The organism is Streptomyces sp. NBC_00236 (assembly GCF_036195045.1).
Classification (GTDB): Bacteria; Actinomycetota; Actinomycetes; order Streptomycetales; family Streptomycetaceae; genus Streptomyces.
Genome location: NZ_CP108100.1, coordinates 3,966,198 through 3,986,859, shown reverse-complemented (window position 1 = coordinate 3,986,859; position 20,662 = coordinate 3,966,198). Strand labels below are relative to the sequence as shown.

Sequence of the window (20,662 nt, the reverse complement as noted above, 5' to 3'; positions counted from 1 at the left end):
TGCGCCGCGTGGGCGCCCCGCCTGTCCGGGCATCGCCAGCCCGTCCGGCGTTTGAGGACGGACCGCGCCCCGGGGCTCCTCAGGCGGACGGGGCGCAGTCCGATTCAGCCCGTCCGGCGTTTGAGGACAAAAGGCCCCGGCTACCCCACCGGCGTACCGTTCCGCGAGGGCGAAGGGCTCGGCACGGCGGCGACCGGGACGTCCGCCAGGCCCAGGGACCGCGCGTGGTCCAGGAGTTGGCGGACCTGGTCCGCGCCGACGCCCCCCACCCCCGGCGCAGCCATCATCCGCATCAGCAGCGCCGACACCGTCAGGTTCTGTACGTCACCCGACGACACCGACCCCAGCACCCGCGTCACGTCGTCCGTGAACGACGACGTGCCGTTCAGCCACGCACCGCCCAGCGCCTTCGCCGTGTCGGAGTTCTCGACGAACCCGTCGAGGCTCTTGCCCAGGGAGATGGACGAGACCAGCCGGTCGAAGAAGACCGACTCCCCGCCGACGATGTCGATGTCGGCGTTCTCCAGACCCGTCGCCAGCACCGTCGCCTGCGCCTCGGCGACCTGGCGCTGGACCTCCAGCCCGGCAAGCCGGATCTCCTTCTCCGCCGCCAGCCGCAGCCGGTACTCCTCGTGTCCGCGCGACGCGTCGTCCAGTGCCGCCATCGCGGCCGCCTTGTCCGTGAGCCCCGCCGCCTCGGCCTTCAGCTTCTCGCCGATCATCGCCGCGTCCGCCGTCGCCTGGGCCCGGGTGCCCTCGGCCGTCGCGAGCGCCTTGAGCCGGGAGCCCTCCGCCTCGGCCCTGAGCCGGGCGGACGTCGCCTCGGCCTCGGCCCGGCCGGTCTTCTCGACGACCTCGGCCGCCGCGTCCCGTACCTGTACGTCCGCGAGCCCGGGCGCCGCCGACTCCGCCTGGACCCCCTCGGCCAGCCGCAGCTTGGCCCGCGCGTCCAGGTCCGCGGTCTTCAGCCGGGCCTCCGCGAGGGTCAGCTGCTCGGCGGCCCGGTGCGTCGCCGCCGCCTCGGCCGCCTCCGCTGCCTTGATGTCCTTGACCAGCTGCTCCTGCGCCTCCGCCTCCGCGGCGATGATCACGGACTTGCGGGTGCGCTCGGACTCCTCGACGGACCGCAGGGTCTTGATGGACTCCTCCTGCTCGGCGACCGTACGGTCCACCGCGATGCGTTCGCGGATCACGTCGGCGACCTCGCGGCGCTCCGCCTCGACCTCCTTCGTCGCGGCGATGCGGTTGAGCTCGGTCTGCCGCTCGCGCCCGATGACCTCGATCATGCGGTCCTTCTCGATGCGCTCGTTCTCCACGGCGATGACCCGCTCGCGGTTCTTCTGCGCGACGGCGATCTCCCGGGCCTGGTTCTCGCGCTGGATACCGAGCTGCTCCTCGGTCTTGATGAACGCGGCCTGGGCGCCCAGGCGTTCCTCCTCCTGGACGCGGGCGGTGACCGCCTCCTCGCGGGCGCGCAGCGTCTCCACCTCGCGGCGCTGCTTGATCTCGGCCTCGGCCTGCCGGCGCTCCAGTTCCAGGATGGTCTCCCGGGCGTCGACGTCCTGCCGGGTGATCTCCTTCTGCTCCGTGCGCTGGAACTCGTTGGTCCGTACGTGCTCGATCGCCGTCAGCTCGGTGATCTTCCGAATGCCCTGCGCGTCAAGGATGTTGGCGCCGTCCAGCTGCACCATCGGGGTCTGCTCGAGGAAGTCGATCGCCGCGTCGTCGAGGTGGTAGCCGTTGAGGTCGGTGCCGATGACCCGGATGATCCGGTCCCGGAACTCCTCGCGCTTGGTGTAGAGGTCGACGAAGTCCAGCTGCTTGCCGACGGTCTTGAGCGCCTCGGAGAACTTCGCTGCGAAGAACTCCTGGATCGCCACCTTGTCGCTGGCCCGTTCCGTACCGATGGCCTGGGCGACCTTGATGACGTCCTCGACCGTCTTGTTGACCCGGACGAAGAACGTGATGTGGATGTCGGCGCGGATGTTGTCCTGGCAGATCAGGCCCTCGCGGCCGGTGCGGCGGATCTCGATGGTCTTCACCGAGATGTCCATGGACTCGGCCTTGTGGAGGACCGGCAGGACGACGGCACCGGTGAAGGTCACGTCGACCTTCTTGGTCTTGGAGATGATCAGGGCCTTGCCCTGCTCCACCTTGCGGAAGAGCCGGGTGACGACCAGGAGCAGGGCGATCGCGATGAGCAGGACCACGGCGACGATCAGGCCGAGGCCCAAGGAGATGGCTTCCATGACAGTCCTTGGCGGCTGGTGGTGCGGACAGGAGAAGAAGGAGGGGTGTGCGGCCCGCGCGGATCCGGGCAGCGCGCAGCGGCACGGGGCAGCACGGAGCGGTACGGGGCGTGTCGGATCAGGCGGTGCGGCGGGGCGGCGTACGGCGGTGCGTACGCGGCAGGGCCGGCGGCGGTCCCGGGTCGAGCGCACGGTCGTACGGGGAGACCCAGAAGAACTCGCCCGTGTCGTCGTACGCGTACAGCAGTCCCGGACTTCCCGCCGACAGCGCGTCGTCGGCCGGCGCCAGTTGGCGTACCTGCACGATCGCGGTGGATCCGTCGGCCGCGGCGACCTCCGCCTGACCGAAGTCCGTGCCGACCGAGCCGGTACGGATCGTGCAGACCCGGCCCAGGAAGTCCTGACGCGATGGAGGAGGCTGGTCGGCGAAGAAGCGGCGGAAGTGGTGCACCAGCAGCCGCACCACGGCCCAGGCCAGCAGCAGCGCGCCGACGAGGATGCCGACGGCGAGCGCGGCCCGGACGGTTCCGGTGGTGTCGCTGCGGTGGAGCAGGACCGAACCGGTCAGCGCCGAGAACCAGCCGACGGCCACCATCACGGAGACCGAGACGGTGACGGGCACGCCGCCGATCCCGGCGAGATCGGTGTCGAGGTCCGCGTCGAAGGAGTGGTGGTCCGCCGCACCGGCCAGGACGAGCAGCCAGAAGGCGATGACGACGACCAGGGCCGCGGAGAAGAGCACGGCCGGGAAGGACTGCGTCGCGGTCAGAAACTCCTGCATCGGTCCACCTCCCTGCCCGCTGTTCCGGCGGTTGCGCCGGAGCGTGTCGCGGGGTCCGGTGGTGACTCCGGAGCCGCGGTGCCGTCCCAACGGCACCGCGGCAACCGGGTCTTCCCCCGTCCCCCTGCACCCCCGTGTTCCCCCGTGGTCCCCCGGTTGGTGCTGACAGGATCGTGTCATCCACAGCCGGTCGGCCGCATTGCCGGAATCCGGCAATCTTTCTCCGTGCTCGATGCCGGGCACCGGCATGCGCGCGTATGCGTTGTGTAAATATCAGTGACGCATCAGGAGTGGAGGCGGGGCGTGGCGGAACCGGTGATTTCCGACGATTTTCTGGAGGGCTACGCCCAGATCCTGGGCGAAGTCGCCGTCTCCGGACGTCGGCTGACCCGGGAGGAGCTCGACACCCGCCGCACCCTCGGCAGGCAGGCGGCGGAGGCCGGGCACCAGCTGCGCGCCCTGGTCCGGATGCATCTGGCCGAGACCCGCGCCACCTGGCCGTCCGCCGTTCCCGGAGCGACGGCGTCCGCCACCGCCGCGTCCACCGAGAGCGTGCTGGCCGCGGTGGAGCAGACGGTCGACGCGTTCGCCGAGGGTTTCGAGCGGGCCCAGCGCCTCACCGTCCGGCGGGAGGAGGCCGCCCGCCGGGAGTTCATCGACGACCTGCTGTACGGACGCAGCGACCTGGGCCGGCTCGCCGAGCGCGCCACCCGGTTCGGGCTGCGGCTCTCCCGCGCGCACGCCGTTGCCGTGGCGGCGGGCCCCGAGGCGTACACCGAGACCGACGCCGTGCCGCGGCAGGTGGAGTCGGCACTGCTGGCCCGGTTCAGCGGCCGCAAGATCCTGCTCACGACGAAGGACGGCCGGCTGATCTGCATCGCGCCCGGCAGCCAGCCCGATGTCCTGCGGTACTTCGCCAAGCAGGCGCACGCGGCGACGGACGGCGGCCGGGTGGCGGTCGGCCGGCCCCACCGGGGGCCCGGCGGGGTGGTCCAGTCGTACGACGAGGCGCTGGACGCGCTCGATCTGGCGGACCGGATGGGTCTGGACGACCCCGTCCTGTACGCCGCGGATCTGCTCGTCTATCCCGTGCTGACCCGGGACCGGCAGGCGATGGCCGATCTGGTGCGCAGCGAGCTCGGCCCGCTCCAGCAGGCGCGGGGCGGCGCGGAGCCGCTGCTGAAGACGCTCTCCGTGTACTTCGACGCCGGCTGTGTCGCGGCCGAGACGGCCCGGCGCCTCGCGCTGAGCGTACGGGCGCTGACGTACCGGCTGGAGCGGATCCACCAGCTCACCGGCTCCGACCCGGCCGACCCGATGCACCGCTACACCCTGCAGACCGCGGTGATCGGGGCCCGGCTGCTGGACTGGCCGGCCAAGGAGATCTGAGCCCCGCCGTGCCGGGCAGCCGCCCGTCGGGCGGTGTCCTGCCGTCGCCTGCCGTGCCGGGCAGCCGCCCGTCGGACGGTGGCCCGCCGTCGCCTGCCGTGCCGGGCAGCCGCCCGTCGGATGGTGGCCCGCCGTCACCTGCCGTGCCGGGCAGCCACCCGCCGGATGGTGGCCCGCCGTCACCTGCCATGCCGGGCCGCCACCCGCTGGACGGTGTCCTGCCGTCGCCTGCCGTGCCGGGCAGCCGCCCGCTGGATGGTGTCCTGCCGTCGCCCGCCGTGCCGGGCAGCCGCCCGCTGGACGGTGTCCTGCCGTCGCCCGCCCTGCCGGGCAGCCGCCCGTCGGATGGTGTCCCGCCGCCCTCCCCGCTGCCGGGTTCCGGCAGCGTTCGCCGTGCGCGGCTCTCCCCGCATGCGGGGAGGCCGAGCTGCGCCTAGCGTGATCACCCGGGGGATTCCGGTGGCGTGTGCAGTGAGGGAGATCCGCACCATGGCCCGTCATTCACGTCAGTCAGGGGAACCCTCCGAGGACGGCAGGCGGGGGCGGGTGGCCACCGAAGCGGCGTCCCGGGGCGCGCCGGGACAGGAGCGCGGCCCCTCCCACCGGTGGTGGGTGCTGGGCGTGATCGGGCTGGCCCAGCTGATGGTCGTCCTCGACGCGACGATCGTGAACATCGCGCTGCCGTCCGCCCAGCAGGACCTCGGTTTCAGCGACGGGAACCGGCAGTGGATCGTGACGGCGTACGCCCTCGCCTTCGGCTCGCTGCTGCTGCTCGGCGGACGCATCGCCGACCTGGTCGGCCGGCGGGTGGTGTTCCTGACCGGTCTGGTCGGCTTCGCGGTCGCCTCGGCCATCGGCGGCGCCGCCCCGAGCTTCGAGGTCCTGGTGCTGGCCCGCGCTCTCCAGGGCATGTTCGGGGCACTCCTCGCCCCGGCCGCGCTCTCGCTCCTCACGACGACGTTCACCGTGCCCAAGGAGCGGGCGAAGGCGTTCGGGATCTACGGCGCCATCGCGGGTGCGGGCGGTGCGGTGGGGCTGCTGCTCGGCGGGGTGCTCACCGAGTACCTGAACTGGCGCTGGTGCCTGTACGTGAACCTGCTGTTCGCGCTCGTCGCCTTCGTCGGCGGCGCGCGCCTGCTCACCGCCGGTGCGCCGGCGAACCGGCCGAAGCTCGACATCCCGGGGACCGTGCTGGTCTCCGCCGGGCTCTTCTGCATCGTGTTCGGGTTCTCCAACGCCGAAACGCATGCGTGGAGTTCGGTGCAGACCTGGGGGTTCCTGCTGGCCGGTGCGGTGCTCCTCGTCGCGTTCGCGTGGTGGCAGACCCGGGCTGAGCACCCGTTGCTGCCGCTGCGCGTGGTGCTGGACCGGGACCGTGCGGCCTCGTTCCTCGGCATGTTCATCTCCGGCGCCGGTATGTTCGGCGTCTTCCTGTTCCTGACGTACTACCTCCAGAAGAGCCTGCTGTACTCGCCGGTCTCCACGGGTGCCGCCTTCCTGCCGATGGTCGCCGTCATGATCGTGGCGTCCGTGACGACGACCAACACGCTCGTGCCGCGGTTCGGCGCCAAACCGATCGTGCCGCTCGGTATGGGCCTCGCGGCGGCCGCCATGATGTGGCTGACCACGCTGGACCTGAGCAGCAGCTATCTCGCCCACGTCCTGCCGCCGTTGCTCTGCATGGGCCTCGGGCTCGGCATGGTCTTCGCCACGGCGATGAACCTGGCCACCGCCGGAGTGGGGGCGCGGGACGCGGGAGTGGCCTCGGCGATGGTCAACACCAGCCAGCAGGTGGGTGGCTCCATCGGTACGGCGCTGCTCAACACCCTGGCCACGAGCGCCGCCACCGACTACATGGTGGGCCGCAAACCGACGCCGGACGCCCTCGCCCAGGCCCAGCTGGAGAGCTACTCGACCGCGTACTGGTGGTCGGCGGGCTTCTTCGCCCTCGGCCTGCTGATCACGGCGATCCTCTACCGCCGCGGCGCACCCCGTCCCCACCTGGTCGAGGAGACCGGGGCGGCACCGGCCTGAGACACCCGGCCGCCCGGGCTCAGCGACCGGGCCCGGGGCTCTCCACCAGCCGGACGAACGGGATCGACGCGCCGACCCGCCGGTAGTCCTCCGTACCGCCGTCGACCGTGAACCCCATGAACGCGGAGAGCCGGCGGGCGGTCCGGGGGTGGCGGGGCGCGTACCGTGCCATCAGCTCGCCGCCCTCCTCGTCCGGCAGGAAGTGCGCCGTCACGGCGTGGAACCCGCGCCCGACCTGGACCGTGGCATGCGGCGTACGGAGCAGATTGCGGTACCAGTCGGCGCCCGGGCCGAAGCCGGAAGCCACCGTCCAGCTCCGCCGGCCGTCCGCCGACCTGGACTCGACGACCTCGATCACCGTCCGCCGGGGAAGGCCCGAGGTGCGACCGGTGTGCACGAGGAGCAGCAGACGGCCGCGGAACAACGGTCCTAGCCCCGCACGGAACATATGGACGGGCAGCCGGGCCGCGGCGCGCCGCAGTCCGGTCGGCAGGGGCGGACGCTGCGGTCCGGGCTCAGGTGCGGGTTCAGGCATCACTGTGCAAACGTTGCACAGTCCAAAGGTGGGTGTCATGGTCCTGCGTCAAGGATTCGGTGACGGTTCGACACCGTTTCGAACTCGATGCGCCCGCGGAGTGACCGGGAACGCCCTAGTGTCGCGGCCATGGTCGAACACGATGCCCTCACGACGACCCGCGAGGCCTACGACGCCGCCGCCCGCACCTACGCCGAGCTGTTCGGCGACGAGTTGCGCGACCGGCCGCTGGACCGCGCGATGCTGGGCGCCTTCGCCGAGCACGTACGCGCGAACGGGGACGGGCAGGTCGCGGACCTGGGATGCGGACCCGGTCATGTCACCGCCCATCTGGACGCCCTGGGCCTTTCCGTGTTCGGAGTCGACGCGTCCTCCGCGATGATCGAAGCGGCGCGGCACGCCCATCCGGACCTGCGGTTCGACATCGGCTCCATGGCCGCGCTCGACATCGCCGACGGCGTGCTGGGCGGCGTTCTCTCCCGGTGGTCCGTCATCCACACACCTCCGAAGGAACTGCCCGGCATCCTGGCGGAATTCCACCGGGTCCTGGCCCCCGGCGGCCACCTGTTGATCGGTTTCTCCGCCAGTGAGGGCGCCGCGCGCCCGACGCAGGTCTTCGACCACGCGGTCGCGCCGGCCTACCGGTGGTGGCCCGATCACCTCGCCGCGTCGCTGCGCACGGCCGGGCTGGCCGAGACGGCCCGGATGGTGCGCGAGCCGCAGCCGGCCGACCGGCGGCAGTTCCAGGAGGTCTACCTGCTGGCCCGGAAGGGCTGACGGGCGCGCTGGTCACGGGTGGCACAGGATTCGAGTACGGCCGTCGCGCACGGTACAAAGAAGCATGGCCGCGCACGAACAGTCCTCTGAGGAACGACCGTCCGCCCCGGGCCGGGACGATGTCGACGCGGTGACGCGCGCGGTGCTCACGGCGTCGCGGCTGCTGGTGGCGGTGGCCGCCCGCTCACTGGCGACGGTCGAGGACCGGGTGACGCTGCCCCAGTTCCGGCTGCTCGTGGTGCTCGCCACGCACGGGGACGCCAAGCTGGTCTCGCTCGCCGAACGCCTGGGGGTGAACCCGTCGACCGCGATGCGCATGGTGGACCGGCTGATCGCCGCCGGTCTGGCGGAACGGCAGGTCAACCCGGCCAACCGCCGGGAGACCTCACTGCGGGTGACCTCCGGGGGCTTCCGGCTGGTGGAGGACGTCACCTCCGCCCGCCGCCGCGAGGTCGCCGCCATCGTCGAACGCCTCGCGCCGGAGCAGCGCACCGCGCTGATCGAGGCGCTGACGGCGTTCACCGCGGCGGGCGGCGAACCGGCCGTGCCCGGGGGCGGCGCGGATGCCTACCCCCTGGGCTGGGCACCCGACCTCCCCGCCCCCGGGGAGACCCTTGAGGAGCCCCCTCGGGAGACCTCTGAGGAGCCCCCCGAGCAGACCGCTTAAGGAGTGTCCGCGGACGCGGCCAGCTCCGGCTCGGTCTTCGGCTCCTCCTTCGCGGCGGGCACCCTTGCGGCGGGGCCTGTTCCGGTCCTGCCGGCCGTACCGTCGTCCTTGCCGCGCCATTTCCGGATCTGCTCGACCGCCGGCTGGGTCCAGCGCGCGGTGAGCGGGCCCACGATGACGAGGATGAGGACGTACGCGGTGGCGATCGGCCCGATCCGGGGCTCGGTGGCCACGGCCAGTCCGGCGATGACGATGGAGAACTCGCCACGGGCCACGAGCGTGCCGCCCGCCCGCCAGCGCCCGCGCGATCCGATGCCGGCCCGCCGGGCCGCGTACCAGCCGGTGGCGATCTTGGTGAAGACGGTGACGACGGCCAGCAGCGCGGCCGGCAGCAGCACCGGCGGAATCTCCGCAGGATCGGTGGAGAGCCCGAAGAACACGAAGAACACGGCGGCGAAGAGGTCCCGCAGCGGGGTCAGCAGCTTGCGCGCGCCCTCCGCGACCTCACCGGAGAGCGCGATGCCGACGAGGAACGCCCCGACGGCCGCCGAGACCTGCAGCTGCTGGGCCACACCGGCGACCAGCACGGTCAGGCCGAGCACGACGAGCAGCAGCATCTCCGGGTTGTCGGAGGACACCGCCCGGCTGATCAGCCGCCCGTGGCGCAGCGCCAGGTAGAGCACGAAGCCGACGGTGCCGAGCGCGACGAGCAGCGCGATGCTGCCTCCGGCGAAGCCGACGCCGGCGAGCATCGCGGTGAGCAGCGGCAGGTAGACGGCCATCGACAGGTCCTCGATGACCAGCACCCCGAGGATGACGGGCGTCTCCCGGTTGCCGAGCCGGCCCAGGTCCGCGAGGACCTTGGCGATCACCCCGGACGAGGAGATCCAGGTGACCCCGGCCAGGGCCACGGCCCCCACCGGTCCCCAGCCGAGCAGCAGCGCCGCGACGGCGCCGGGGGTCGCGTTGAGGACGAAGTCCACGGCGCCGGAGGGGTACTGGGTCTTCAGACTGGTGACGAGTTCGGAGGCGCTGTATTCGAGGCCCAGCAGGAGCAGCAGCAGGATGACGCCGATCTCGGCGCCCACGGCGGTGAACTCCTCGCTCGCCCCGAGGGGCAGCAGCCCGCCCTCGCCGAAGGCGAGCCCGGCCAGCAGGTACAGCGGGATGGGCGAGAGTCCTACGCGGCCGGCGAACCGGCCGATGATGCCGAGTCCCAGGATGACGGAGCCGAGCTCCACCAGCAGTGCGGTCGTGTCGTGCACGGTCAGCCCTCCGCAATGATCTCGGAGAGCGTGTCGACGCCCTCCCTCGTACCGACGGCGACGAGCGTGTCCCCGATGGCGAGCCGGAAGTCCGGCCCGGGTGACGGATGCGCGCTGTGGGTCCGCAGCACCGCCACGATGGAGGCCCCGGTCCGGGTCCGCGCCCGGGTGTCCCCGAGCAGCCGGCCGCCGTACGGGGAGCGCGTCCCGAGCGGGATGTGCTCGGTGACCAGGTCGATGCCCTCGGTCCGCACGGCGTCGATCGGCGCCGCGTCGATGAGGTGGGCGAGGCCGGTCGCCTCCTGTGGAGTCAGGGGTACGGAGAGTTTGCAGGAATCGGGGTCGTCCTGGTCGTAGAAGCCGATGAACCGGCGCCCGTCGTGGTGGACGACGACGGAGATGTGCTGGCCGGACTCGGTGGTGTAGTCGTACTGCACACCGACTCCGGGCAGTGTGGTGCGGTGGGTTCCCATGGCTTCCTCCCGAGGAGCACGATGTGCGTCTGTGGCGTTCTTGGTGATCTCTTTAGTTGCCCATGACCATATCCGGAGGGTGCCGCCGCCTTCGTGGCCGGTTCCGTAACCGCCCGAACGCACGCGTGCCCGGCCGGTGCGCAACCGGCCGGGCACGCGGTGGTCGAGGCGGGGCGTCAGCCGCTGATCTCGATCTTGCCGTTCGGTTCGGCCGCGGTGTCCTGCTGGGCCGGGACCTCCGCCTTCGGGCCCGCGCCCTTGAGGTTCTTCAGCAGCGCGGCGAGGTCGACGCCCGTGGTGGAGCTGAGGAGCTCCATGCCCTGGGCGACGTTGTCCGTGACCGTGCGCGACAGCTGGCTCGCGCCGTCGGTCGAGATCACGGTCAGCTTGTCGATGGCGCTCAGTGGCTCGGAGGCCTTGGCGACGACCTGCGGGAGCACCTCGACGAGCATCTGGAGGACGGCCGCGTCGCCGTACTGTGCGAAGGCGTCGGCCTTCTTCTGCATGGCCTCGGCCTCGGCCGAACCCCGGGCGGCGATGGCGGCGGCCTCGGCCTCGCCCTCGATGCGTACGGCGTCGGCGAGCGCCGAGCGGTGCAGCTTCTCGCCCTGACCGGTCAGCCTGGAGCGCTCGGCGTCCGCCTCGGCCTCCTTGACCTGGGCGATGCGGCGGGCCTCCGCCTCCTGCTCGGCCTGGTAGCGCGCGGCGTCCGCGGGCTTGCGGACCCTGGTGTCGAGCTCGCGGTCGGTCAGGGCGGCCTGACGCTGGGCCACCTTCTCCTGCTCGGTGAGGACTTCCTGCTGACGGGCGGCCTCGGCGAGCGGACCCGCTGCGGCGGCCATCGCCGCGGCGGCCTCCGTCTCGGCCTTGATCTCGGCCTGCTTCAGGTAGAACGTCCGCTCGGCGATGGCGATCTCCTCGGCGGCCTTCAGCCGGGCCTGCTCCGAGGCGCGACGGGCGATCGCCTCCGCGATGTCCGCCTCCTGCTTGGCGCGGGCGGCCTCGGGGCGGCCGAGGTCCTCCAGGTACGAGCCCTCGGTGGTGATGTCCTGGATCTGGAAGGCGTCCAGGATCAGGCCCTGACCGGACAGGCTGGCCTCGGCCTCCTCCGCCACCTGGCCGGCGAACGCGGCCCGGTCGCGGATGATGTCCTCGACCGACATCCGGCCCACGATGGCGCGCAGCGCACCGGAGAGCACTTCCTGGGTGAAGCCGACGATGCCGTCCTGCTGCTGGAGGAAGCGCTGGGCGGCGGCCCGGATGGCATCCTCGCTGCCGCCGACCTTGACGATGGCGACGCCTTCGAGGTGGGACTTGACCCCGCGCAGGGTGACGGCCCCGCGCACGGCGACGGGGATGTGCCGGCTGGACAGGTCCAGGGTGAACTTCTGCTGGACGAACGGGACGACGAAGACGCCGCCGCCGACGACGACCTTCTGGCCGCTGTTGTCGATGCTGGACCGTCCGGTCACCGGGTCCACGGACTTCTTGCCGCGGCGTCCGGTGATGATGAAGGCCTGGCTGGGTCCCGCGACCTTGTAGCGCGTGATGACGGCGAGGGCGAGCAGGAACAGGAGTACGACGACTCCGACGATGGCGATCAGGACTGGACTCATAAGGATGTCCCCCTCTGCCTCCCGACAGGGGGGCGGCAGTTGCGTGGCGAGCGGTGGCGTGCGGGCCGGTGGGCCGGCTCAGCGTTCGACGGGACGGACCGAGACCGAGGTGGTCGAGAGCGTGGCCTCGACCCAGATCTCGGCGCCGCGCGCGACCGGTACCGGACTCTTCGCCGAGAGCTTCACGGGCTGGCCCCCGAGCTGCACCAGCACCTCCCCGTAGCCGTCGGCCGGAATGGCCGTGACCACGGACCCCGACGTGCCGACGAGGTCCGCCTCCCGCGGGGTGGCATCGGTCTGATCCCGCATCAGGGCCCGGCTGAACTTCCAGGTCAGCCAGGCCGCGACCAGACCGGCGAGCGCCCCGGCGGCGGTGGCGGCGATCGTGCCGGCACCGGTCGTACCGAGCACGATGGCGCCGCCGAAACCGAGCATCGAGAGGAATCCGGCGATCACCGGAAGGGAGACCAGCCCGCTGAAGAGGCCTTCCAGCAGGCCCCCGAAGAGTCCTTCGAGGATCCCGTCGAAGATCAGTGACAGGGCGAGAAGCGCGATTCCCGCGATTCCGAGACCAAGAAACACGTTCACGCGGTCACCCCTCCCGGCTGCCGGAATCCCCCGAAGATTTCCGTCGAACTGGCTGGATGGTCCCATACATCCCCGACCGCCGACACTGCCGTGTCCCGGCAGTGTTCTAGCTGTTACCCATGCCGGACAAACGCGCGGACAGGGTGTCCAGCGACTGGAAGGTGGCACCGAGCAGTGCCACGTGCTTCCAGCGGAGCACCCCCTCGGCGTCGATCAGGAACACCGCGCGCCGCACCCCGATCCCGGGCGCCGCCACTCCGAACGTCCGGGCCGTCGTGCGGCCGGTGTCCGCAAGGAGCGGCATCCGCAGCCGGTGGGCGCGGGCGAACGACTCGTGGCTGTCCACGTCCTGCGGGCTGATCCCCCAGACCTCCGCGTCGAGCCCTTCGAAGGTCTCCATGCCCGAGGAGTACGAGCAGAGCTGCTTGGTGCACACGGCCGTGTTGTCGCCGGGGTAGAAGGCGAGGACGAGGGCGCGGCCACGTGCGGCGGAGAGCGTGTAGTCGCGGCGTCCGAAGGAGTCCCCGTCCAGGACGCCTCCCGGGAGCGTGAAGTCCTGGATCTGCTGGCCGATCTGGGGTGAGGATCCCATGTGATGTCCTTTGCGGGTCCGGCAATTGGGGGAGCGGCGCTGCGTGCGGGTGCTGCCCGTGCCCGTACAGCATGCTCGGTACGGATCCGATCACCGCACCCGGAGGTACGCATGACGCAACCACGCCCGCCGGCGGCCGCGGTACTCCTGCTGCACGGCGGCCGGGAGACCGGTCTCGGGGTGCCGCCGCCCGGCCCGTTCAACCTGCCCGCGGTGCGGATGCGGCCGTTCGCGCGCGTCCTGCGGGGCGCGCTGCCCGGCGAGGTGCTGGTGCGGGCGGTCCGGTACCGGCACCGGGGGTGGAACGGGGACCGGTCGGATCCGCTGCACGACGCCGTGCGCGCCCTGGACGTGCTGCGGAGTACGGCGGGCGAGGTCCCGGTCGTGCTGCTCGGGCACTCGATGGGCGGCCGGGCCGCGCTGGCCGCCGCCGGGCATCCGCTGGTACGGGGCGTGGTCGGCCTCGCCCCGTGGTGCCCGCCGGGCGACCGGACCGCCCAGCTCGCCGGACGGGACGTCGTCCTGGTGCACGGCACGGACGACCGGGTCACGAAGCCGGCGGAGTCCCGCGCGCTCACCGAACGGGCCAGGAAGGGCGGCGCCCGGACCTGTCTGGTCACCGTGCCGGGCGGGGACCACGCGATGCTCCGGCGCGCCGGAGCCTGGCACCGCCTGACGGCCGCTCTGGTCGCCGGGCTGCTGGACCGTACGCCGCTGCCCGGCCCCGTCGCCGAGGCGTTGCGACTGCCTCCGGGGGCCACGGCCGACGAGGGGACGGTGGACCTGGACCGGGTGCTCCGCCCCGGCGGGCCGCGGTAGACAGTCCCCGGCGTGCGGCTACAGGGGGCCGAGCGTGTTCATCCGGTCGTTCCGGCACACGTCCGGGACCACACCCGGGTCCTACGCGTCGGGCGGCACGGGCGGGGCGTAATAGCCCAGGAACATGTCCACGCCGTGGGTGATCAGCCGGTCGGTGGCGGCGTCGTCGATCGTCGTGCCGTACGAGCCGAAGACCAGGTGCGGGAAGACCAGCAGTGCGTACAGCTGGATGATCGCCGTCTCCAGGTCGGGGACGACCAGCCGGCCGCGGCCCGCCAGTTCGCGCAGGGCTTCGGCGACGGCGGGGTGGTGGCCCTCGGGCCCGTGGCCCTGCCAGGCCTGCGCGATCTCCGGGAAGCGGTGCAGTTCGGTGGCCACCAGATTGCGCAGGGCGATCACATCCGCGTTGCCGCGCACGGACGCCACCCAGGTGCGGGCCGCTTCGACGAACGCGGCCCGCAGGTCGGGGGCGTCCGCGAGGGCGGCGAGCGCCGTCGCGGACGCGCCGCCGAGCGGTTCGTCGAGCGCGCCCGCGATGACCGCGGTGAACAGCGCTTCCTTGCTGCCGAAGTGGTTGTAGACGGTCACCTTCGAGACGCCCGCCCCGGCGGCGATGGTGTCCATGCCGACGCCGAACCCGTCCCGGAGGAACGCCTCGCGGGCCGCCTTCACGATGGCCTGCCGCTTGGCCTCGGCGCGGGGTCCTGCGGGGCGGGGCTTGATGTCCATCAGGCGATGCTAACAGCGACCTGAACTGAACAGTTGAGTTCAACTGAACTGAGCCGTACAGTTCAGTTCATGACACATGACACTGCCTCGAAGAGCGCCGCACACGGCGACAGCCCCCCGCACGGGCACTACCCGGCCGCCGTCCGCAGGCCCGGGACGGTGCTCGCGCTCATCTGCGCAGCCCAGTTCATGCTGGTGCTCGACGTCACCGTGGTGAACGTCGCGCTGCCCGGCATGGCCGCCGACCTGCACCTCGACCGCGCCGCGCTGACCTGGGTCGTCACCGCGTACACCCTCTGCTTCGGTGGCCTGATGCTGCTCGGCGGACGTCTCGCCGACGTCCTGGGCGCCCGCCGTACCCTGATGGCGGGCCTCGCCGTCTTCACCGCCGCCTCGCTGGTCTCCGGGCTCGCCGGCAGCGCCCCGGTGCTGATCGGCGGCCGGATCGCGCAGGGCGCGGGCGCCGCCCTGCTGTCACCGGCGGCGCTCTCGCTCGTCACCACGTCGTTCCACGGCCCCGCCCGCAGCAGGGCGCTCGGGGTGTGGGCCGCGATCGGCGGTACCGGATCGGCCATCGGGGTACTGGTGGGCGGCGCCCTGGCCGCCGGGCCCGGGTGGAGCTGGGTCTTCTACGTCAACGTGCCCGTCGGGCTGGTCCTGCTGGCCGCCCTCCCCGTCTTCGTCCCGCCGCGCGCACCGCGACCCTCGGCCGGCACGGCCCGGCTCGATGTGCCCGGGGCGGTGCTCGTCACTGCCGGAACCGGTGCGCTGATCTACGGACTGGTCAAGGCCGGGGACGGTGGCTGGGGCGCTCCAGCCACCCTGCTGCCGCTCGCCGCCGCCGTGGTGCTGTACGCGGGGTTCGCGGCGATCGAACGGATGGTCCGGGAGCCGCTCATGGACCTGCGCATGTTCACCCGTCGCCCGGTGCTCGCCGGGGCGTTCCTGATGCTGATCGCCACCGGACTGCTGATCGCCTTCTTCTTCCTCGGCTCCGTCTACCTCCAGCACGGCCGCGGCTTCGGGGCCATGCGGACCGGCCTCGTCTTCCTGCCGGTGGCGGTCGCCGTCGGCGCGGGCGCGCACCTGGGCTCGCGGCTCGTCACGTCGGCGGGGAGCCGGGCCACCGCGGTCGGCGGGATGCTGATCGCCACCGCCGCCTGCGTCCCGCTCACCCGGATCGACGGGGACAGCAGCGTGTACGGGGTGCTGCTGCCGGGTCTCGCGGTGGCCGCGTTCGGGCTCGGGGCGGTGTTCGTCACCGCCACCACGACGGCCCTGGGCATGGTCGCGCACGAGGAGGCCGGGCTCGCGTCCGGCGTGGTCAACACCTTCCACGAGGTGGGCGGGTCGATCGGTGTCGCGGTCGTGTCCACGGTGGCCGCCGCGGGAATCGGCGGCGCGGCGGGCGCGGCGGGCGGCTTCGCGGACGCGTTCCTCGTGTGCGCGGTGGCGGCGGGCGGCTGCGCGGTGGTGTCCGCGGCGCTGGTGCCCCCGGGGAAGCCGGAGACCGGGGGCGCGATGCCCTTGCACTGACGGTGGGGCGGGCGGTCTGCGGATGCGGCGGGGGTGCGGCCGTCCGACGATGAAGGGCCGGGCAGTCGGGCGGCCCGCGCCCTGCCCCAGGAGGTTGCCTTGCCGGTCGATGCGCACGCCGACATCCCGTCGCCGCTCGACATCGTGGCGCTCGCGGCCCTCATCGACGGCACCACGGCCGGGGTGGGCGTCCTCGACACCCGGCTGCGCTACCTCTACGTGAACCCGGCCCTCGAACGGCTCAACGGCGTCCCGGCCGTCGCCCATCTGGGCCGTACGGTCTCCGAGGTGCTTCCCGAGGTCGACGCGCGCGAGGACCTGATGCGCGCGGTCCTCGCCGACGGCCGGGCGCGCGAGATCACCTCCAGCGGCCGGACCCCCGCCGCGTCCGGCACCGCCACGCGCTACTGGCACGGGGCCTACCACCGGCTGGAGGTGTCCGGCCGGGTCGTGGGCATCGCCGGGATCGTCCTGGAGGTCATGGCATCCGACGAGGACCAGCGGCTGCTCGCCCAGGCGCAGCGCCACCTGAATCTCCTGGACGCCGCGAGCACCCGGATCGGCACCACCCTCGACATGGACACCACCTGCGCCGAACTCGTCGACCTCGTCGTCCCGGGGCTCGCCGACTACGCCACCGTCGAGGTCTTCCCCCGGGACGTCGCCCCGCCGGTGCGCCCCGCACCACCGGGGGTGGTCCGGCTGCGGCGGGCCGCAGTCACGGCGGTGCCGTGGCTGCGCGAACGGGTGGCCCCGTTCGGCGGGCCCGGCGACTACGTCGACTACCAGGAGACCGCGGCCGTACCGCGCTGCCTGGCCGCCAACCAGCCCGTCGTCGAGAACCTCACCGACGACGAGCAGCTCGGCCGCTCCGCGCCCTCGCCCGAACGGGTCGCCGCCTACCGGGCCCTCGGCATGCACTCCGCCGTCATCGTGCCGGTCGCCGTGCGCAGCGAGCCGATCGGCATCCTCGGCCTGGTACGCGCCGGCGACTCGCCCGTCTTCACGGACGAGGACGTGGTGATCGCCCGGGAGCTCGCCGGCCGGGTCGCCGTCGACCTCGACCACGCGCGCCGCTTCACCCATGAGCACACCATCGCGCTGGAGCTCCAGCGCTCCCTGCTCTCCGAGCCGCGCCCGCCGCATCCGCACATCGAGATCGCCACCCGCTACCTGCCGGCCGACCGGAGCGTGCTGGTCGGTGGCGACTGGTTCGACGTCATCCCGCTGCCGGACGGCCGCCACCTCAAGGCGATGGGCGATGTGATGGGGCACGGCGTCGAGGCGGCCGTCGCGATGAGCCACTACCGCTCGCTGCTGCGGCTCCTGGCCGATGAGGAACTGCCGCCGCACCGCATCCTGGAGCAGCTCGACCGGATGGTCGAACGGTCCGGGCTCGACCGGGCGGCGACCTGTCTGCTGGCCGTGGTCGACCGGGCCGGCGGGCTCTGCGAGCTGTCGAGCGCCGGCCATCTGCCGCCCGTCCTCATCGATCCGGGGCCGGGCGGGACCTGGCTGGCCGACGTGCCGGCGGGCCCGCCGCTGGGCACCGGCTTCGGCGGCTACCGGACGACGAGGGTGGAGTGCGGACCGGGAACCGTGCTGTTCATGTACACCGACGGACTGGTGGAGCGGCGCGGCGAGGACATCGATGTGTCCGTCGGCAGGCTCGGCGAACTGCGCCTGCCGGCGAGCGGCGACCTGGAGGAGCTTCTGGACGCGGTGCTCGAACGGTTCGGCCCGGGCGCCGAGGACGACATCGCGGTGATGGCCTCACGGTCCCGGTGGGTCCAGGGCGGCGACGGTGTGACGGACTGAGGCCCTCGCCCGCCCGTGCTCACCCCAGTTCGAGGCTGGTGATGCCGAACAGCCCGCTGTGATCGACGTCCGGCGCCGGGCCGGTGTACATGCGGGCCGTCTCGAACGACGGGGTGAGCCCCAGCTCTTCGGCCAGCCGCACCGCCGCCGGATTCACGTCGGGTACGTCCACGGCGACGGGCGCGGACGGATCGGTGGCCGCGAGCGCGCTCACCAGGGCACGGGCGATCTCGGGCGTCGCCGCGTACAGCGGGCCGATGCGCGAGGACGTACGGCAGGCGCGCAGCACGGCGAGCCCCTGGACCTCGCCCTCGGACAGCGCGACCAGCGCGGTGCGCCCGGGCGTGGTCGTCCAGGCCGCGAGGAAGCCGTCGCGCTCCGCGGGGAAGAACCGGCGGTCGTACGCGGTGACCTGGCCGAAGGGCAGGGTCCGGGCGTCCGCCAGCGTGACGCCGGGCGGCGCTGCGACGTCGAGCGGGACGAGCCCTTCGTACCGCAGGTTCGTCCAGACCGGACTGAAACCGGACTTCCGGTAGTTGGGCTGCTGTGCGACCACTCCGTCGAGGCCGGTGTTCCGCCCCGCCAGCCGGGCCGTCCCGGTGGCCCAGATCCGGCTCCCGTATCCCCGGCCGCGCAGTTCCGGGCGGGTCAGATAGAAGCCCAGGAAGCCGAAGCCGGAGCCGTAACGGACGACGGAGACACAGGAGGCGGGCACCCCGTCGAGGCGGCCGATCAGGAAGCCGCACGGATCGGCGGCGAAGAACGCCTGACCGTCGGTCAGCCCGGGGTTCCAGCCCTCGGCATGGGCCCAGTCCGCCATCATCCTGATGTCGTCCGCGCTTGCTGTGGTGATCTCGAATGTCGGCACGGCACCACCATGGCCCCCGCGCGCGGTCCGTTCAATGACGCCGGGCCCGCTCACCCGAACAGGAACGCGCCCGCCGTCGCCGCGCCCAGCGCCGTCCCGGCCGTCACCTGGCCCACCGTGTGGTAGCCGAGCGCCACCCGCGACCAGCAGACGGCCGCCGTCATCAGGTACCCGAACAGCCACCACGGAGAGTGCACCGCGGCGAGCAGCGCGACCGCGGCCGAGGCGACCGAGGCGTCCACCGAGATCTTCCACACCGTGTTGACGGCCAGCAGGACGACGGTCATCACCCAGAGCCCGAGCATCGCGGTCAGGATGCCCGAGGGGGCGCCGCCCAGCACCATGACCGCCGAACCGGTGCCGATGGAGCCGAGGATGACGAGGAAGATCGGGGCCCGCTTGGTCCGGTCCACGACATGGCGGTCGCCCCAGGTGCCGCGCCCGCGCTCCCACTCGATGTAGCCGGCCGGGACAAGCCCGGCGCACAGGGCGCCGAGGAACCCCCACAGCAGCCCCGTCCAGTGGCCCGCCGCCGCCAGTCCGATGGCGAGCATGCCGGCCAGCAGGACGTTGCGGGGCTGGAAGACGTCGGTCACGGTGCGCGCGGTGGACGTGCCCGTCTCGTGGGTGGTGCTCGTGCTCATGCCTGCTGCTCCTGCTCCTGGACCGCTGTGGACGCTGTGAGGACCTGCCGGGCCCGCTCCGGCGTGACCGTGCGGTACGCCGCCGCCACCCGGACCAGCCAGGCGACCTCGCCGTCCTGGTCGGTGGCGTGCTGGGTGCCGACGGCGGCCGCGTCGCCCGCCGTTGTCCCGGCGCTCCGGGCCGCGAGCGCGGCCTTGATCCAGTAGGCGTCGGCCAGCGGCCCGGTCCGCTCCCGCCCGGCACCGCCGTCCGCGGCGGCGGCCTCGGCGGCCGGCAGCAGCGCGTCGGGCACGTAGTGGCGCAGCTTCTCCACCGCGTCGGCGATGTCCGCGGCCCACCGGTCGACGCGCAGGTCGGCCGGGGTGCCGAAGCGGGTCAGCTCGCGCAGCAGCGGGGCCGGGGGGTCGAAGGGCTGGTCGGGGAAGGCCGTCATCAGCTCGTACCAGAGGGCGTGCAGCTTCACCTGGGCGCGCCAGAGCGTCGCCCGGCGGCTGACGTTGCGGCACGCGGGGATGGAGGCGCCGATCGCGAAGAAGGCGAACAGGACCACCTGCGAGGCCTCGGTGATCTCGTCGAAGCGCAGCGCGAAGGCCTCGCCGGGCGGGTCGACGACGCTGACCCAGAGGAACAGCGTCCGGCTGACCGTGTAGCCGACGCCGATGAACATGGCGAAGGTCATCATCCCCAGGCCCACCCGCAGATGGCGCCGTTCGGCGCCGGCGGTGGCGAGCGCCCACTGGTAGGCGCAGACGGCGGAGGCGGCACCGAGGTAGAGGTAGAACACGCTCATGTAGAGCGTCGCCCCCCACTGCCCCGCGTGGTCGGCGACGAAGCGGTCCGACGGCTCGGACCGGTCGACGACGGTGAAGAACAGCACCGTCAGCAGGACGAGCGTGGCGACGGAGGCCTTCGCCGCGACCTGCTGGATCATCCGCGCGAACCGTACGTGGCGCGGGACGGCCCCGGCGTCGGCGTACTGGCCGTAGATCGCGACGATGTAGCTGAGAATGGCCAGAATCGCGACCGTCGCCGTGTAGTGCTTGATCAGTACCGAGAGGTCGGTGACCGGGCTGTCGTTGAGTCCGATGCGCACGGCCCGGGTCTTGGTCCACAGGGCGGCGGCGAATCCGGCGTAACAGCCCCACAGGGCCCGGCGGCGCCGGTCCTCCTCGTCGCCCCACAGGGCGGCCGGCATGCGCCACACGGCGACGGCTGTCATCAGGCCGGCTATCAGATAGCCGGCGACGTCGAGCGGAGTCACGGCAGAAGTCCTCGTGGTGG

19 protein-coding genes are annotated in these 20,662 nt (G+C 72.6%); 7 read left to right on the top strand and 12 right to left on the bottom strand.

Annotated elements, in window-relative coordinates:
• Positions 1 to 140: 140 nt before the first annotated feature.
• Positions 141 to 2,249 (bottom strand): flotillin family protein, encoded by a 2,109-nt coding sequence (locus OG446_RS17905; RefSeq protein ID WP_328895003.1) that lies wholly within the window; start codon positions 2,247 to 2,249, stop codon positions 141 to 143.
• 118 nt (positions 2,250 to 2,367) lie between these two features.
• A complete protein-coding gene (locus OG446_RS17900; RefSeq protein WP_328895002.1) occupies positions 2,368 to 3,030 on the bottom strand; it encodes a hypothetical protein in 663 nt (220 codons plus the stop codon).
• Between the two features lie 303 nt (positions 3,031 to 3,333).
• Here OG446_RS17900 and OG446_RS17895 point away from each other — a divergent pair, with 303 nt between their 5' ends.
• Together OG446_RS17895 and OG446_RS17890 are read left to right on the top strand one after the other, a co-directional pair.
• Positions 3,334 to 4,419: a PucR family transcriptional regulator gene (locus OG446_RS17895; protein WP_328895001.1), complete on the top strand. Its 1,086-nt coding sequence runs from the start codon at positions 3,334 to 3,336 to the stop codon at positions 4,417 to 4,419.
• Positions 4,420 to 4,908: 489 nt separating this feature from the next.
• Positions 4,909 to 6,453, top strand: a complete 1,545-nt coding sequence (locus OG446_RS17890; RefSeq protein WP_443050156.1) for an MFS transporter — start codon at positions 4,909 to 4,911, stop codon at positions 6,451 to 6,453.
• 19 nt (positions 6,454 to 6,472) lie between these two features.
• On the opposite strand, the gene OG446_RS17885 is transcribed toward OG446_RS17890, so the two are convergent.
• On the bottom strand, positions 6,473 to 6,988 hold the full coding sequence (locus OG446_RS17885; protein WP_328894999.1) for a nitroreductase family deazaflavin-dependent oxidoreductase: 516 nt from the start codon (positions 6,986 to 6,988) through the stop codon (positions 6,473 to 6,475).
• A gap of 129 nt (positions 6,989 to 7,117) precedes the next feature.
• On the opposite strand from OG446_RS17885, the gene OG446_RS17880 reads away from it, so the two are divergent.
• Both OG446_RS17880 and OG446_RS17875 read left to right on the top strand, forming a co-directional pair.
• Positions 7,118 to 7,765 (top strand): class I SAM-dependent methyltransferase, encoded by a 648-nt coding sequence (locus tag OG446_RS17880; protein ID WP_328894998.1) that lies wholly within the window; start codon positions 7,118 to 7,120, stop codon positions 7,763 to 7,765.
• Between the two features lie 64 nt (positions 7,766 to 7,829).
• Positions 7,830 to 8,432 carry a MarR family winged helix-turn-helix transcriptional regulator gene (locus OG446_RS17875; RefSeq protein ID WP_328894997.1) on the top strand — a complete coding sequence of 201 codons (603 nt, stop codon included), beginning with the start codon at positions 7,830 to 7,832 and terminating at the stop codon, positions 8,430 to 8,432.
• Here the strand turns inward: OG446_RS17875 and OG446_RS17870 are convergent.
• The 5 genes from OG446_RS17870 to OG446_RS17850 all read right to left on the bottom strand — a co-directional run bounded on the left by OG446_RS17870 (position 8,429) and on the right by OG446_RS17850 (position 12,966).
• Entirely contained in the window at positions 8,429 to 9,697 is a 1,269-nt protein-coding gene (locus OG446_RS17870) for a cation:proton antiporter (RefSeq protein ID WP_328894996.1), read from the bottom strand. The two genes, OG446_RS17875 and OG446_RS17870, sit on opposite strands and share 4 nt — an antisense overlap.
• Positions 9,698 to 9,699: 2 nt before the next feature.
• The gene (locus OG446_RS17865; protein WP_326737269.1) at positions 9,700 to 10,170 is read right to left on the bottom strand and encodes a cation:proton antiporter regulatory subunit; all 471 of its coding nucleotides are present in this window, start codon (positions 10,168 to 10,170) and stop codon (positions 9,700 to 9,702) included.
• Between the two features lie 176 nt (positions 10,171 to 10,346).
• A complete protein-coding gene (locus OG446_RS17860) occupies positions 10,347 to 11,786 on the bottom strand; it encodes a flotillin family protein (RefSeq protein ID WP_328894995.1) in 1,440 nt (479 codons plus the stop codon).
• Between the two features lie 78 nt (positions 11,787 to 11,864).
• A complete protein-coding gene (locus tag OG446_RS17855; protein WP_328894994.1) occupies positions 11,865 to 12,374 on the bottom strand; it encodes a hypothetical protein in 510 nt (169 codons plus the stop codon).
• Between the two features lie 106 nt (positions 12,375 to 12,480).
• A complete protein-coding gene (locus tag OG446_RS17850) occupies positions 12,481 to 12,966 on the bottom strand; it encodes a peroxiredoxin (protein ID WP_328894993.1) in 486 nt (161 codons plus the stop codon).
• A 111-nt stretch (positions 12,967 to 13,077) separates the two neighbouring features.
• Between OG446_RS17850 and OG446_RS17845 the strand changes: the two genes are divergently transcribed.
• Positions 13,078 to 13,785 carry an alpha/beta hydrolase gene (locus OG446_RS17845; RefSeq protein ID WP_328894992.1) on the top strand — a complete coding sequence of 236 codons (708 nt, stop codon included), beginning with the start codon at positions 13,078 to 13,080 and terminating at the stop codon, positions 13,783 to 13,785.
• An 81-nt stretch (positions 13,786 to 13,866) separates the two neighbouring features.
• Here OG446_RS17845 and OG446_RS17840 read toward each other — a convergent pair whose 3' ends face one another.
• Positions 13,867 to 14,514 carry a TetR/AcrR family transcriptional regulator gene (locus OG446_RS17840; protein WP_328894991.1) on the bottom strand — a complete coding sequence of 216 codons (648 nt, stop codon included), beginning with the start codon at positions 14,512 to 14,514 and terminating at the stop codon, positions 13,867 to 13,869.
• A 69-nt stretch (positions 14,515 to 14,583) separates the two neighbouring features.
• Here OG446_RS17840 and OG446_RS17835 point away from each other — a divergent pair, with 69 nt between their 5' ends.
• The gene (locus OG446_RS17835; RefSeq protein WP_328894990.1) at positions 14,584 to 16,050 is read left to right on the top strand and encodes an MFS transporter; all 1,467 of its coding nucleotides are present in this window, start codon (positions 14,584 to 14,586) and stop codon (positions 16,048 to 16,050) included.
• A gap of 99 nt (positions 16,051 to 16,149) precedes the next feature.
• Complete coding sequence (locus tag OG446_RS17830) at positions 16,150 to 17,868, top strand: SpoIIE family protein phosphatase (RefSeq protein ID WP_328894989.1); 1,719 nt, start codon at positions 16,150 to 16,152, stop codon at positions 17,866 to 17,868.
• Positions 17,869 to 17,887: 19 nt separating this feature from the next.
• Here the strand turns inward: OG446_RS17830 and OG446_RS17825 are convergent, their stop codons facing one another.
• Genes OG446_RS17825 through OG446_RS17815 form a run of 3 tightly spaced genes read right to left on the bottom strand, consistent with a single transcriptional unit; the run spans position 17,888 to position 20,642 of the window.
• The gene (locus tag OG446_RS17825; RefSeq protein ID WP_328894988.1) at positions 17,888 to 18,736 is read right to left on the bottom strand and encodes a GNAT family N-acetyltransferase; all 849 of its coding nucleotides are present in this window, start codon (positions 18,734 to 18,736) and stop codon (positions 17,888 to 17,890) included.
• Between the two features lie 50 nt (positions 18,737 to 18,786).
• Positions 18,787 to 19,380 carry a hypothetical protein gene (locus tag OG446_RS17820; protein WP_328894987.1) on the bottom strand — a complete coding sequence of 198 codons (594 nt, stop codon included), beginning with the start codon at positions 19,378 to 19,380 and terminating at the stop codon, positions 18,787 to 18,789.
• Entirely contained in the window at positions 19,377 to 20,642 is a 1,266-nt protein-coding gene (locus OG446_RS17815) for an MAB_1171c family putative transporter (RefSeq protein WP_328894986.1), read from the bottom strand. Before OG446_RS17815 ends, OG446_RS17820 begins: the two co-directional genes overlap by 4 nt.
• Positions 20,643 to 20,662 lie beyond the last annotated feature (20 nt).